The sequence below is a fragment of the Cupriavidus sp. D384 genome (assembly GCF_001652915.1).
In the GTDB taxonomy this organism is placed as follows: Bacteria; Pseudomonadota; Gammaproteobacteria; order Burkholderiales; family Burkholderiaceae; genus Cupriavidus.
The window spans coordinates 79,797-93,957 of record NZ_BBQI01000090.1 but is presented as its reverse complement, the minus strand read 5'-3'; the positions used below and the strand labels follow the sequence as shown (position 1 = coordinate 93,957).

Sequence of the window (14,161 nt, the reverse complement as noted above, 5' to 3'; positions counted from 1 at the left end):
TTCATGCACGCCAGAAAGACCATCATTACCTGCGCGGTGACGGGCAATATCGTCACGCCTGCGCAGCACCCCGGGCTGCCGGTGACCCCGGCGCAGATCGCCGAGGCCGCGCTCGAAGCCGCCGAGGCCGGTGCCGCGGCTGCGCACATCCACGTGCGTGACCCGGAAACCGGGCGGCCGTCGATGGAACTCGACTACTACGCCGATGTGATCGACCGGATCCGGGCTCGCAACCGCCGGCTGATCATCAACCTCACGACGGGGCCCGGCGGGCGCTTCGTGCCCGACGAGAACGAGCCGCGCGTGGCCGCGCCGGGCACCACGCTGCTGCATCCGCTCAAGCGCGTGGCACATATTGCCGCCTTGCGCCCTGACGTCTGCTCGCTGGACCTGAACACCATGAATTCGGGTGCCGATGTGGTGATCAACACGCCCGCGAACGTGCGCAAGATGGCCGACGTCATCCGCAGTTCCGGCGTCATGCCCGAGCTGGAAATCTTCGATTCCGGCGACCTGAACATGGCGCTCGATTTCATGCGCGACGGCGTGCTGAACGGCCCCGGCCTGTGGACCTTCGTGCTGGGCGTGAAGTACGGCTTTGCCGCCACGCCGGAGACGATCTTCTATGCCCGCAACATGCTGCCGGCCGGCGCACAGTGGTCCGCGTTTGGCATTGGCCGGGCCGAGTTCCCGATCGTCGCGCAGGCCTGGCTGGCGGGGGGGCACGTGCGCGTCGGTCTCGAAGACAACATCTATCTGGAAAAGGGTGTGCTGGCGCCCAGCAACGCCGCGCTGGTGGCCAAGGCACGGGACATCGTCAAATCTTTAGGTGGCGAGATCGCATCGGCTTCCGAGGCACGTGCACAGCTGGGCCTGCGCGAAGCCTGATCCATTCCGTGTCACTTTTTCTTGATCCATTTCTTGATCCATTCATCATGAACACGATTCAGGTTCACCAGAAAGCTCCGACCATTGACGCGCTCGAACTGTCCCTGGTTGGCATGCCACGCCCGGAGGCCGGTACCGGCCAGTGCATCGTCGAAGTCGCCAGTGCGGGAGTGAATCCCAGCGATGTCAAGGCCACGCTTGGCCTGATGCCGCATGCGGTCTGGCCCCGCACCCCGGGGCGCGATTATGCGGGCGTGGTGATCGACGGGCCCAGCCAGTGGGTGGGCCAGCAGGTATGGGGCAGCGGCGGCGAACTCGGCATCCGCCGGGACGGCACGCATGCCAAATATCTGCGCATTGGCGTGGAGGCCATTCGCGCGAAGCCCGAAGCGGTGTCGCTGATCGAAGCCGGCGCGGTCGGCGTACCCTTTATCACGGCGTACGAAGGCCTGCGGCGTGCCGGCATGCCCAAGGCGGGCGACGTGGTGCTGGTGGGCGGCGGCAACGGCAAGGTAGGGCAGGCGACGATCCAGATCGCCACGGCGCTGGGCGCACGGGTGTTTGCCGTGGAGCGCGGGGCCGAGCCGTATCGCGGCCACGCCAGCGGCCCGGTGCGCATGATCGATGCCAGCCGCGAAACCATCTCCGAAGTGGTGCGCAACGAAACGGGCGGCCACGGCGCCGACATTGTCTACAACACGGTCGGCAGCCCGTACTTCGAGCAGGCCAACCTTGCCATGGCCATTGGCGCCACGCAGATCTTCATCTCGACCATCGAGAAGCCGGTGCCGTTCGATATCTTTGCGTTCTACCGTGGGCAACACACCTACGTGGGCGTCGATACCCTGGCGATGGACAGCCAGGCCTGCGCCACCGTCCTCGACGCGCTGGCGCCAATGTTTGCCGCCCGCAAGCTCAAGCCGTTTCCGGTGCTGCCGGACTACACGTATGCACTGGCCGATGCCAAGGACGCCTACCGCGCCGTGCTGCAAGGCGCCACCGAGCGCGTGGTGCTGACGCCATGAACACGACCCGATTCGCCGAAGCGCCGGCCTACTACCCGGCAAACCACGAAGACATGCATTGCCTGCGCCTGCAGGGACACGAGGCCGGCCCATCCGAAGCGCTGTGGATGGGCGTATCCGTGATCCTGCCGGGCGGCCATACGTCGCTGGATGCGTCGCCCGTTGAAAAGCACTACGTCGTCCTCGAAGGCGAGGTCTGCATCCGCACGCCGACTGAGAGCGTCACGCTGGGCCGGTTCGACTCCGTCAGGCTGGCGCCGGGAGAGGCCCGGCAGGTCACCAATCGATCCAACCTGCCAGCCATGCTGCTGCTGGCGATGCCGTACCCGCCGCGCGCAGCACCGTAATTTTTTTTTGCTCCGGTTTTGCAAACGTTTGCAACGCATCCATAACAACGAGGAGGAGACCCCCAAGATGCGAAAGACATTCAGGCGGCACCGCATGGTCCCGCTGGCGCTGGCGTGGGCTGGCTTGTCTGCCAGCGTGGCGGGCCAGGCCATGGCGGAAGATGGCGTGACGATCTATGGCCGGCTCAACACGGCCATCGAGTATTCGCGGGCCAGCACGGCCACGGACGGCACCAAACTGGGCGGCACGGCGCGGCTGACCAATAACCGGTCGGTGTTTGGTTTCCGGGGGGAAGAGGGGCTCGGCGGCTCGCTCAAGGCCGTCTGGCAGATCGAAAGCAATGTGTCGCTCGATACCGGCCAGGGGCAGATCGCCGGCCGCAATTCGCGCGTCGGCCTGCAGGGGGACTACGGGCTGCTGTTCATGGGGCACTGGCAGACGCCCTATACGGAATCGACCGCGAGCTACGACCCGTACTACCCGACCACGGCGGGCTACATGGCGCTGATCGGGAACGGATCGACGTCCAGCTCCGACAACGTCCAGGACACCAGTTCCTTCGACCGCCGCCAGAAGAACATCGTGCAGTACCGTTCGCCGCAGCTATGGGGTGCCAGCCTGTGGCTGGGCTGGGGGCTGCCGGAGGAAAAGAACGCCGTTCCTCGAAATCCCGCGCTTTATTCGGCGGCGCTGGTCTACGACCGGGGGCCGCTCAGCACAACGTTCGCCTACGAAATCCACCAGCACTACCAGGCCGCCGGGCGCAACGACAACGCGCTGAAGGTGGCGCTGGCGTACCAGTTGCTGCCCGGCACCCGGCTGGCGGCGGTGTACGAGCACCTGCACTACCGCACCGACACGGGCGACCTGCAGCGCAACGGCTACTACGCGTCGCTGGTGCAGAAGCTGGGCCCCGGCAGCGTGCGCGTGGGTTTTGCCTTCGCGCCCAACGGCACGGGATCGTCCACCGACACCATCGGCTTCTTCCGGAGCGGCCCGGAAACCGGCGCCACGCAGTTCACCGTTGGCTATGACTACCCGCTGTCAAAGCGCACGGCGCTCTTTGCGTACTACAGCCGCATCAACAACAAGAAAAACGCGATCTACGACTTTGCCATCAACGAACTTGGCGTCAGTGCCGGTGCCGATCCGCAGACCTTTGCGCTGGGCATGCGGCATTTCTTCTGACGTCCAGACCGGAATTTGTTGCGAGGAGACCATCATGATTCGACAGTTTTTCCGCCCCGGGGCGTTTTGGCCCACGACTTGCCGTTCCGCTGCGGCACTGGCGCTGGCCGCAGCGGCCGCGGTGCCGATGCAGGCGGGCGCGCAGCCCCAGTATCCAGCCAGGCCGATCCGGCTGGTCGTGCCCTTTTCCGCAGGCAGCGCCACCGACATCCTGGCGCGCATCATCGGTGCCAAGATGGGAGAGTCCGGCCAATGGCAGGTGGTGGTCGACAACCGGCCCGGCGCCGGCGGCACGCTGGGCGCTGCCACGGTGGCCAAGTCCGCGCCCGATGGCTACACCCTGATCCTGGTTTCGGTGGGGCATGCCATCAATGCCACGCTGTATCCGAAGCTGGGCTACGACACGCTGAAGGACTTTGCCCCTGTATCGCTGGTGGCATCGGTCCCGAACGTGCTGGTGGTCAATGCCGCCAGCCCGTACAAGTCGGTCCGTGATGTCGTCGCGGCGGCAAAGGCCAGGCCGGGTGCCATGAATTTCGACTCCGCCGGTTCGGGCAGCTCCACGCACCTGAGCGGCGAGATGTTCAAGATGCAGGCCAGGATCGATATCGTGCATATTCCTTACAAGGGCACTGGCGAGGCGCTGACCGATGTGATGGCTGGGCGCGGCGACATGATGTTCGCGCCCAGCGTGTCGGCAATGCCGTTTGTCAGGCAGGGCAAGCTCCGTGCGCTGGCGGTGACCACGCCCCGGCGGGCTGGGGCGCTGCCCGATATCCCGACCGTGGCGGAATCGGGGCTGCCCGACTATGCGTTCGATTCCTGGTTCGGGGTGCTGGCGCCGGCGTCGACCCCCAGGGAGATCGTCAGCGCGCTGAACGCCGAGATCGGCAAGGCGCTGGCCGCGCCCGACGTGCGCGAGCGCCTGGCCGCGCAGGGGGCTGAGCCCCGATCCAGCACGCCACAGGAATTTGCCAGCTATATCCAGGCCGAGATCACCAGGCTGGCCCCGGTGGTCAGGCAATCCGGCGTGCGCGGCGGAGAGTGACGGGCGCCAGGCGGCAGACGCTAGAATGGCGCATCCCAATGATCCAGCCTGGCGTCCGCCGTCCCATGTCCGAGCGCAAACGCGTGACCATCAAAGACCTTGCCGCCGAGGTCGACGTGCATTACTCCACGGTGTCGCGCGTCATGAACCCGGCGACTCGCCACCTTGTGGCCGAAGAGGTGGCCACCCGTATCCTCAAGCTGGCCGAGGCACGCGGCTTCCGGCCCAACCGCATTGCGGCGGGGCTGCGTACGCAGCGCTCGGGGCTGGTTGGCGTGATCCTGCCCGATATCGCCAATCCGGTGTTTCCGCCGATCCTGGCGGGCATCGAGTCGGTGCTGGCCCGGATGGGCTATGTGCCGATCGTCGTGAATGCAGGCGCCGAGCGCACCCGGCAGCGCTTTGTGGTCGACCAGATGCTGGCCCGTCAGGTGGAGGGCCTGATCCTGGCGACTGCCGAGCGTGATGATCCACTGCTGGATTACTGCGTGAAGGTGGGCATCCCCGTGGTGATGGTGAATCGTGGCGAGCATACGGGCCGGGCGTCGTGCGTGGTGAGCGACAGCGCCCTGGCGATGGGACTGACGGTGGATCATCTGGTGTCGCTCGGCCATCGCTGCATCGGGCATATTGCAGGCCCGGCCAGTACCTCCACGGGCGAGTCGCGCCGCGAGGGTTTTCTGCATGCGGTCAAGCGCCACCGGCTGCGGCGCGGCGAATATGCCGTGGTCGAGGCCGACAGCTATGCGCGCGACGCGGGGCGCAAGGCCTGCGCGCAGCTGTTCGAATCGCTGCCCGGCCTGACCGCCATCGCCGCCGGCAACGACCTTGTCGCCATGGGCTGCTATGACTATCTGCGCGAGCATGGCATTCGCTGCCCGGAAGATGTCTCCATCGTCGGCCACAACGACATGCCATTTGTCGATGCCCTGACGCCGCCGCTCACCACGATCCGCATTCCTGTGCACGACATGGGCGAACAGGCGGCCGAACTGCTGTTGCGCCGGATCGCCAAGCCTCTGACGGCCAGCGTCGTCATCGAACTGCGCCCCGAACTGGTGGTGCGCGGGTCCACGTCGGCGCCCGTGGCACGCGGATAGCGCAACGTCGTACCAATTCCTCGATATTTGCTTCTCCCGCAAAGGCGTTAGGCAGAGGCTGGTGCTTATCACCGGCCGTGCCGCCTCATATGATGGGTGGGACAACGAGGCGGCATCCGGGCTTTGCGGAAAACGCAAGAAGACGGCCAGAAGACCGCATTCAGGCCGGCTGCAAGCTGCCACATTCCGTCCACGACCCGGGAGACAGCAGAATGGAAATCCAACACGCACGCACCCAGCGTGCCGAACGGCCTGCCCAGGGCCATCGCCGGCCCATGCGCCACGCGGCCATTACGGCGCTGACGACGATGCTGACGGCGTTGCCGGTGGCAGGGGCCAGGGCCGAGACCTGGCCCGCGAAACCGGTGACGCTGATCGTGCCTTTCCCGGCCGGCGGCGTGGTCGACAAGGTGGCCCGCCAGACGCAGGACGGCCTGCGCAAGCGGCTGGAGCAGCCGGTGGTGGTCGACAACCGCCCGGGGGCCGGCGGCACCATCGGCACGGGGCAGGTGGCGCGCAGCCACCCGGACGGCTACACCATCGGCATGGTGTTCGACAGCTACGCCACGGAGCGCCATTTCTATCCGAAATTACCATATGACGGCCAGAAGGACCTGACCGGCGTGTCCTATATGGTGCGCTCGCCGATGGTGCTGGTGGTGCCCGCATCGTCGCCCTACAAGACGCTGCAGGACTACGTGGCCGCCGCGCGCACGCCGGGCAAGGTGTCGTTTGCGTCGGTGGGCTCCGGCAGTTCGAACCAGCTGGTGGCCGAGGCCTTTCACGAGGCGGCGGGTACCAGCGGCATTCACACGCCATACAAGGGTGGCGGCCCGGCCATGAACGACCTGCTCGGCGGCCATGTCGATTCGATGATGGCAAGCCTGCCGCTGTGCCTGCCCTATATCCAGGCGGGCAAGCTGCGGGCGCTGGCGATTACGTCGGCGCGGCGCGACGAACACGTGCCGGGCGTGCCGACGCTGGCGGAATCCTACAAGGGCTTCGAGGCGTATTCGTGGGTGGCGATGATCGCCCCGGCCAAAACGCCGCCGGATGTCATCGCCAGGCTCCATGGCGCGATGACCGCGACGCTGCGCGATCCCGCCGTGGCGAAACAACTGGCCGATAGCGGCTTCGAAATCGTGGCTGGCGACGGCGCGCGTGCCAACAAGCTGGTGCAGGACGAATCGGCGCGCTGGGGGCGGTTGATCAAGGCGCGCAATATCGTCGCCGATTAGCCCGGCGAGCAATGCATTCACCCGCCCGGGCGCACCCGTGGCGGCGTACATCGGACCCGACCCCACCTATGCAGAACCAACTCTTTATCAACGGGCGCTTTGTCGATGCCATGGACGGCGCCACCATCGACGTACGCAACCCGCACGACGACAGTGTCGTCACCCGCATCGCGGCGGCGGACGCTGCAGATGTCGATGCCGCGGTGGCGGCCGCCGGCCGTGCCTTCCCGGCGTGGTCGCGCATGGCCGCGGCTGCACGCGGCCGGTTGCTGCTGCGGCTGGCCGATGCCATCGAGGACCATGCCGAGGCACTGGCGCAGCTGGAATCGCTGGATACGGGCCATCCGATCCGCGATTCGCGCGCACTGGATGTACCGCGCACGGCTGCCTGCTTCCGCTATTTCGGTGGCATGGCCGACAAGCTCGAAGGCTCGGTGGTGCCAGTGGAGCCCGGCTTTCTCAACTACGTGCAGCGCGCGCCGATCGGCGTGGTCGGCCAGATTGTGCCGTGGAACTTCCCGCTGATGTTCACAAGCTGGAAGATGGGCCCCGCGCTGGCGGCGGGCAATACGGTCGTCATCAAGCCGTCGGAACTGACACCGCTGTCGTCGCTGCGTATTGCAGAACTGATGGCGGAAGTCGGCTTTCCCGATGGCGTGGTCAATGTCGTGCCGGGCTACGGCCATACCGCCGGCCAGCGCCTGGCCGAGCATCCGCAGGTGGGCAAGATCGCCTTCACGGGTTCCACGGGTACCGGGCGCAAGATCGTCGAGGCCTCGCAGGGCAATCTCAAGCGTGTGCAGCTGGAGCTGGGCGGCAAGGGCGCCAACATCGTGTTCGATGATGCCGATCTCGATGCCGCCGTCAATGGCGCGGCCTGGGCCATCTTCCACAACCAGGGCCAGGCGTGCATTGCGGGGTCGCGGCTGATCCTGCATGAGCGCATTGCCGACGAATTCCTGGCGCGGTTCCGTGCGCTGGCCGAATCGATCCGGATCGGCAATCCGCTCGATCCGCAGACCGAAATGGGCCCGCTGACGTCGGCGCAGCATCGCGACCGCGTGCTGTCGTACGTCGGCATCGCGCAGGAGCAGGGCGCCCGACTGGTCTGCGGCGGCACGGCGCCGGCGGACGATGCGCTGGCGCGAGGCTATTACGTGATGCCGACCATCGTGGAAGCACGGCCGCACGACCGCGTGGCGCAAGAGGAAGTGTTCGGGCCGTTCGTCACGGTACTGCGCTTCCGGACGGACGATGAGGCGCTCGCCATTGCCAACGCCACCGACTATGGGCTGGGCAGCGGGCTGTGGACCAAAGACCTGTCGCGTGCGCACCGGTTTGCCAGTGCCATCCGCGCGGGCATGTGCTGGATCAACTGCTACAAGCGTGTCAGCCCGGGCAGTCCGTTCGGCGGTGTCGGCCAGTCAGGCTACGGCCGCGAGATGGGCTTCGAGGCCATGCACGACTACACCGAGGCGCGGTCGGTCTGGGTCAATGTCGACGCGGTGATTCCGCCGCACTTCGGGCGTTAGACCAGACAAGGCCCAACGCCTTGCTTCGTGCCCCGTGCCTGCCGCCCCGCCCGGATCATGCGCGGGGCGGTCTGCCTTCGAAGGCATCCTCCAGCAGTTGGCGGATGCCTTCGCGTTCAAGGGGGCGCGGGTTCGGATACTGGTCGCGCAGGGCCAGTGCCGTAATGGTGTCGATATCGGCCGCCGACATGCCGAGTTCGCGCAGCGAGGTTGGGGCGCCAAGACGGGCCGCCAGGTCGAACACGGCGCGCGGCCCCTGGCCGTGTGCCGCCTCCAGCGCCGTGGCGATGTCGTTCATCGCATCCGGTGCGGCCGGGGCGTTGTACGCCAGCGCGTGGGGCAACACCACGGTGTGGACTTCGGCATGGGGCAGGTTCAGGGTGCCGCCCAGCGTGTGGCAAAGCTTGTGATGCAGCCCTACGGTCACGCTGCCCAGCACCGCGCCGCACAGCCACGCGCCGTACAGGGCGTCGCTGCGCGCTTCGCGCAATGCGCTGGCGCCCGGCGCGGGGTCGGCGATCACGGGCAACGCCCGGCCCAGTGCGGCGATACCGTCGCGTGCCATCCACTGGCTGATCGGGTTGCGATCAGACGCGTAGAGGCCTTCGGCGGCATGGGCGATGGCGTTGATGCCGCTGGTCACGCTGATCGCGGCAGGCAGGCCAAGCGAGAGATCGGGATCGTAGATGACCGTGCGCGGCAGCACGCGCGGATCGCGCCCGGTGCGCTTGAGGCCGGCGTCGGTCAGTCCGTAGATCGGCGTCATCTCCGACCCCGAGTAGGTGGTCGGCACGGCAATCACCGGCAGGTTCGATTCCAGCGCAATGGCTTTGCCCAGGCCGATGGTCGAACCGCCACCGATCGCCAGCGAGCAGTCGGCGCCACATTGGGCCGCCATCTCCCGCGCGCGCCGTGCCTGTTCGATTGGCACGTGCATGACGGCGCCATCGAAAATGCCGGCGCAGCGCGTGCCGAGCGCTTCGGCCACTTGTTCGGCAAGCTTGCGCTGCCCAGGCGTACAAAGCACGAGCACGCGGCTGGCACCCAGGGCTTCCACTTCGCTGGCGAGCCTTGCGAGGCTGCCCGATCCGAAGACGATGCGCTGGGGAGACGATTGATAGGCAAAAGGATGCATTGCGGCGCTCGCAGGATGGCGGCGGGGCAGGCCCGCCGGCGGGGCGGCTTTCTTTGCACCGGCTGCAAAGACTTGCCCCCGCCTTGGTCACGCCGATACTATGTGAGCGGCGCGCAGGCGGCAAGTCGCCACGTTCGCGCAACGCCTTTGCAGAGGATGCACAAATGGAATTCGTCCGCTTTGCCGAAAACCTGGCCACGTTCGTGGATGTGGCGCGTACCGGAAGCTTCTCGGCTGTGGCCCGCCGGCGGGGGCAGGTGGCATCGTCCGTGGCGCGTCAGATTGACGCGCTGGAGCGGGAAATGGGGGTGGCCCTGTTCACCCGTTCGACCCGCGCGCTGGTGCGCACCGATGCCGGCGACCTGCTCTTCGAGCGCGCGGCACGCATCCTGCAAGACCTGAGCGAGACACGCGACGCCGTGGCGGCCGTGGAAAATGGCGTGAGCGGGCGGCTGCGGGTGGCGTGCCTTCCTGCCTTTGCGCGCCGCCATGTCGTGCCACACCTGGGCAGTCTCTATGCGCAATATCCGGGGCTGACGGTGGAGCTGGAGCTGACCGACCGGATCGTCGATCCGGTGCTGGAGCGCTTTGACCTGGTCATACGCGTCGGGCAGCAGGCCGACAGCAACCTGATCGCACGCAGCATCGCCAGCCAGCGCTACATTCCCTGCGCCACGCCGGCCTATCTCAAGGCCAACGGTCACCCCGCCCATGCCGACGAACTGGCGCGCCATCGGCTGATCGACCGCGCGCACAGCACCAGCATGCGCGGCTGGCGAGAACTGCTTTCGCCCGCCCACGCGGCCCGCGCCACGTTTGCCGTGGAGTGCGACGACTGCGATGCGCGGCGGCTGTCGGTGCTGCAGGGGTTGGGTATCGCGCTGATGCCGGACTGGTCCGTCGGTGAAGATATCGGCGCTGGCCGGCTGGTGGAAGTGCTGCTCGAAGGCACGCTGCCTCAGCCGCAGAGCGGCATCTATCTGCTACGGGCCGCTCCCCGCGCCAGCGCCAAGATCAAGGCCTTCAGCGCCCATCTTGCACACAGTATCGGATCGCCGCCTTGCTGGCAGGTTGCCATGGCGCCGGCGGTGCACCGGGCGGCGTAGCTTTGGTGTCGGGCCGTCAGGCGCGGATCGTGCGAAAGCCGAGGGCCAGCCCGATGGCAATGCCGAGGATATCGGCCAGCAAGTCGACCCAGGACGCAGTGCGATACGACGTCAGCGATTGAAGCGCCTCGATTGCCGCGCCGTAAGCCGTCAACGCCAGGGCCACATGCCAGACGCGCGCCGGCCAGGCGCGGACGCCCAGTACGGACAGCGTGCCGAATGCCAGCAGGTGATTGGTTTTGTCCCAGCCGGTGGTCGGTTCGGGAACATCGGGCGGCAGCAGGGACAGTACCAGCACTGCCACCGCGCATATGGTGAAAAGAACGCGGTAGTGGAGGGATGTCAGGCGAATCACGGTGTTCTCGGCGTCTGCAGAATTCCCGTTACCATCGCGTCCTCAATCGCCCCAGTCTGTGGGCTGCAGCACAAAAGCGCATGGACAGCCCTGCCCGGGCTCTAGTTGTCGAGCGATTCGATGGCGAAGCTGGCGCCCCCGTCCTGACCTAGTAATTCCACGAGTTTTGGCATCGCTTCCTGCAGCGCGGCCTTGAGCGTCCATGGCGGATTGACAACGAACATGCCGCTGCCATGCAGGCCCAGGCCGCCTTCCACCGGATGCCTGACGGTCAGCGTCACATGCAGCCAGCTCTTGAGCGGCAAGCGCTTCAGCTGCGCCGGCAACTGGGTGGACTCGCGGCGCTGGACTTCGGGATACCAGATCGCATAAACGCCATTGGCGAACCGTTCCAGCCCGGCCTTCAGTGTGTCGACCGTGCGCGCGTAGTCCTGCTTGTCTTCGTAAGACGGATCGATCAGCACCAGTGCGCGGCGCGGCGGCGGCGGCAGGATGGCCTTGATGCCGTTGAAGCCGTCGCCGTCGTAGAGCATCACCTTGCGGCCTGCGCCGCGAAAATTGTCGCGCAGGACCTGGATCTCGGTGGTGTGCAGCTCGAACAGGCGCAAACGGTCGGCGTCGCGCAGCATCTGCCAGGCCAGCCAGGGCGACCCCGGATAGTGCTTGAGGTTGCCGTCCTGGTTCAGTTCGCGTACCTGGTCGAGATAGGCTTCCAGCAGCTCGGGCAGGGCCTCGCCCGCCGCGGCGGCGCGCCAGAGCGGCCCGATGCCGGTTTCGAATTCGGACTTCTTCTGCGCGTAGGCATGGTCCAGCGCATAAAGGCCGGCGCCGGCGTGGGTGTCGACATACCAGAACGGCTTGTCCTTCTGCGTCAGGTAGTCCAGCAACTGGACAACAACGGCGTGCTTGAGGACATCGGCATGGTTGCCGGCGTGAAAGGCGTGACGATAACTGAGCATGGCAAGGCGGGATGACGGCGCGCAAACTCAGGTCAGACAAGGCCCGGCGGGCGGTTTGCGCGAAGGGCGCTATGCTACCATCCGCCGCCATTTCCGGCCGTTTTCCGATTGTTTTCCTTCCGTTTCCTCCCTTCTGCTGCCTGTCATGCCGCGTGCACTTGAGTCCGCCGAGCCCATCCTGTCCGACGACGGCATACCGTATTCGCCGCGTTACGACGACGTCTATCACAGCACCGCCGGCGGCCTGGAGCAGGCCCGCCACGTCTTCCTGGGCGGCAATGGATTGCCGGGCAACTGGGCCGGGCGCGATCAGTTTGTCATCGTCGAGACCGGCTTCGGGCAGGGCCTGAACTTCCTCGCCACATGGCAGGCATGGCGCGATGCCCCACAGCGCTGCGGCCGCCTGCACTTCGTTTCGATCGAAAAGCACCCGTTCACGCGGGAAGGGCTGGCGCAGTTGCATGCCGGGCTGGGCGATCTGCTGCCGCTGGCCGTCCAGCTCCAGCACCAATGGCCCGACGCCCTGCCGGGCCTGCATCGCCTGACCTTCGAGGGCGGGGCGGTCACGCTGACGCTGGCGTTTGGCGATGTGGAAGCGATGCTGCCGAAGATCGTGGCCGGCGCAGATGCGTTCTACCTGGACGGTTTCTCGCCGTCACGTAATGCCGACATGTGGTCGGGCACCGTGTTCCGCGGGCTGGCCCGGTTGGCCCGGGCAGGCGCCACGCTCGCCACCTATACGGCGGCCGGATTCGTGCGGCGCGGGCTGCAGGCCACCGGGTTCGAGGTCAGCAAGGCCCCCGGATTCGGCGGCAAGCGCGACATGACGGTCGCACGCTTCGCGCCGGTCTGGAAAAATCGCCGCCACGCGCCGCCCGAAGCCGCCCGCTGGGCCGAGCGCCATGCCATTGTCATCGGCGCGGGCCTGGCTGGCTGCGCGGTCACCGAAAGGCTGGCGGCACGCGGCTGGCGCGTCACGCTGTTCGATGCCCACGATGGACCCGCGCGTCAGACCTCGGGGCATCGCGCGGCGGCCATGCATGCGCACGTTTCGGCCGATGACAGCCTGCTGTCGCGGCTGTCGCGAGCGGGGAACCTGCATGCATTGCGGGCCTGGCAGGCGCTGTCCGAGGCCGGCCATCCGGTCGGCTGGCATGGCTGTGGCGTGCTGCAGACCGGCGAGGATGACGCCGACAACGCAGCACAACGTGCAGCACTGGACGCACTGGCTTTTCCCGATTCATTCGTACGCTGGATGTCGCCCGAGGAAGCTGCGGCTTCCCACGGCGCCACGGTAGGCCGAGGCGGGCTCTGGTTCCCGCAGGGTGGATGGGTGGCGCCGCCCGATATCTGCCAGGCCCAGCTGGCTGCCGCTGGTGACAGGCTGGACGCCCGTTTCGGGTGCGCGGTGGCAAGCATCGAGCATGTCGATGGGCAGTGGCTGGCCCGCGATGCATCCGGCGCGGTGCTGGCCGGTGCCCCGGTGCTGGTGCTTGCCAATGCGCACGAGGCAGAACGGCTGGTGTCCGGGCGGTTCCTGGCACTGCGCCGCGTGCGCGGGCAGCTGACAGACCTGGATGCGGCACAGGTCGATGCGCTGGGCGGCTGGCCCGATTGCGTGGTCACCGGCAGCGGCTACCTGCTGCCGCGCGGCGAGCAGGGCGGGGCCCGGATCGGCTCCAGCTACGAGCCCGACGAGGGGCCGCTGGCCGAAAGCGCCGCGGTGCATGCCGCCAACCTGGGGCGCCTGGCGGCGATGCTGCCCGACCGGGCTGCCGCGCTGGACCGGATCGATTCCCGGACGCTGACCGGCTACGTGGGCGTGCGCACCGTCACGCACAACCGCTTGCCGCTGATCGGGCCTTTGGCCGACGAACCCCACGCGGTGTCCCATGCCGGCCCGCTGCGGGGTGCGCACTTGCGCGATTTGCCACGCATGCCGGGGTTGTTCGCGGCCCTTGCATATGCGTCGCGTGGCCTCACATGGGCCGCACTGGGCGCCGAACTGATCGCCTGCCAGCTGGAGGGCGAACCGCTGCCGCTGGAAGCCGATCTGGCCGATGCCATCGATCCGGCCCGCCTGCTGCTGCGCGCACTGCGTCACGGGCGGATGTCAGACCCGGCAAGGCAGCGTCCTGGGCCGGATCGGGACTGACTAGGGTAAAAACTGCCGGAAGCGAATGAAAATCGTGCGATAATCCGCGTTTTCCGTTTGCGCGGAGACCTCCGCTCGCGAGCA

13 protein-coding genes are annotated in these 14,161 nt (G+C 67.0%); 10 read left to right on the top strand and 3 right to left on the bottom strand.

All coding sequences use genetic code 11. The features are described from left to right. Window positions 1-3 precede the first annotated feature (3 nt). The 8 genes from A9J21_RS18170 (at window position 4) to A9J21_RS18135 (ending at window position 8,367) form a co-directional block, all read left to right on the top strand. On the top strand, window positions 4-888 hold the full coding sequence (locus A9J21_RS18170) for a 3-keto-5-aminohexanoate cleavage protein (protein WP_066738134.1): 885 nt from the start codon (window positions 4-6) through the stop codon (window positions 886-888). A 47-nt stretch (window positions 889-935) separates the two neighbouring features. Further along, window positions 936-1,913 carry a zinc-binding alcohol dehydrogenase family protein gene (locus tag A9J21_RS18165; protein WP_066738132.1) on the top strand — a complete coding sequence of 326 codons (978 nt, stop codon included), beginning with the start codon at window positions 936-938 and terminating at the stop codon, window positions 1,911-1,913. Beyond that, the gene (locus tag A9J21_RS18160) at window positions 1,910-2,260 is read left to right on the top strand and encodes a cupin domain-containing protein (protein WP_066738130.1); all 351 of its coding nucleotides are present in this window, start codon (window positions 1,910-1,912) and stop codon (window positions 2,258-2,260) included. Before A9J21_RS18165 ends, A9J21_RS18160 begins: the two co-directional genes overlap by 4 nt. 94 nt (window positions 2,261-2,354) lie before the next feature. Further along, window positions 2,355-3,449, top strand: coding sequence for a porin (locus A9J21_RS18155; RefSeq protein ID WP_066738128.1), 1,095 nt, complete (start codon window positions 2,355-2,357; stop codon window positions 3,447-3,449). A 34-nt stretch (window positions 3,450-3,483) separates the two neighbouring features. Then, a complete protein-coding gene (locus A9J21_RS18150; protein ID WP_082926499.1) occupies window positions 3,484-4,497 on the top strand; it encodes a tripartite tricarboxylate transporter substrate binding protein in 1,014 nt (337 codons plus the stop codon). Between the two features lie 65 nt (window positions 4,498-4,562). After that, entirely contained in the window at window positions 4,563-5,597 is a 1,035-nt protein-coding gene (locus A9J21_RS18145) for a LacI family DNA-binding transcriptional regulator (protein ID WP_066738902.1), read from the top strand. Window positions 5,598-5,872: 275 nt separating this feature from the next. Beyond that, window positions 5,873-6,835: a tripartite tricarboxylate transporter substrate binding protein gene (locus A9J21_RS18140; protein ID WP_066738901.1), complete on the top strand. Its 963-nt coding sequence runs from the start codon at window positions 5,873-5,875 to the stop codon at window positions 6,833-6,835. Window positions 6,836-6,903: 68 nt separating this feature from the next. Continuing rightward, the gene (locus A9J21_RS18135; RefSeq protein WP_066738126.1) at window positions 6,904-8,367 is read left to right on the top strand and encodes an aldehyde dehydrogenase family protein; all 1,464 of its coding nucleotides are present in this window, start codon (window positions 6,904-6,906) and stop codon (window positions 8,365-8,367) included. Window positions 8,368-8,422: 55 nt separating this feature from the next. Here the strand turns inward: A9J21_RS18135 and A9J21_RS18130 are convergent, their stop codons facing one another. Next, window positions 8,423-9,502 (bottom strand): maleylacetate reductase, encoded by a 1,080-nt coding sequence (locus A9J21_RS18130; RefSeq protein ID WP_066738124.1) that lies wholly within the window; start codon window positions 9,500-9,502, stop codon window positions 8,423-8,425. Window positions 9,503-9,666: 164 nt separating this feature from the next. Here A9J21_RS18130 and A9J21_RS18125 point away from each other — a divergent pair, with 164 nt between their 5' ends. Next, entirely contained in the window at window positions 9,667-10,608 is a 942-nt protein-coding gene (locus A9J21_RS18125) for a LysR family transcriptional regulator (RefSeq protein WP_066738122.1), read from the top strand. A gap of 16 nt (window positions 10,609-10,624) precedes the next feature. Here A9J21_RS18125 and A9J21_RS18120 read toward each other — a convergent pair whose 3' ends face one another. Both A9J21_RS18120 and A9J21_RS18115 read right to left on the bottom strand, forming a co-directional pair. Further along, window positions 10,625-10,963 carry a VanZ family protein gene (locus tag A9J21_RS18120; protein WP_231906965.1) on the bottom strand — a complete coding sequence of 113 codons (339 nt, stop codon included), beginning with the start codon at window positions 10,961-10,963 and terminating at the stop codon, window positions 10,625-10,627. Window positions 10,964-11,064: 101 nt separating this feature from the next. Further along, a complete protein-coding gene (locus A9J21_RS18115) occupies window positions 11,065-11,922 on the bottom strand; it encodes a 23S rRNA (adenine(2030)-N(6))-methyltransferase RlmJ (protein WP_066738118.1) in 858 nt (285 codons plus the stop codon). Window positions 11,923-12,067: 145 nt separating this feature from the next. On the opposite strand from A9J21_RS18115, the gene mnmC reads away from it, so the two are divergent. Continuing rightward, window positions 12,068-14,077: a bifunctional tRNA (5-methylaminomethyl-2-thiouridine)(34)-methyltransferase MnmD/FAD-dependent 5-carboxymethylaminomethyl-2-thiouridine(34) oxidoreductase MnmC gene (gene mnmC / locus A9J21_RS18110; protein WP_066738116.1), complete on the top strand. Its 2,010-nt coding sequence runs from the start codon at window positions 12,068-12,070 to the stop codon at window positions 14,075-14,077. Window positions 14,078-14,161 lie beyond the last annotated feature (84 nt).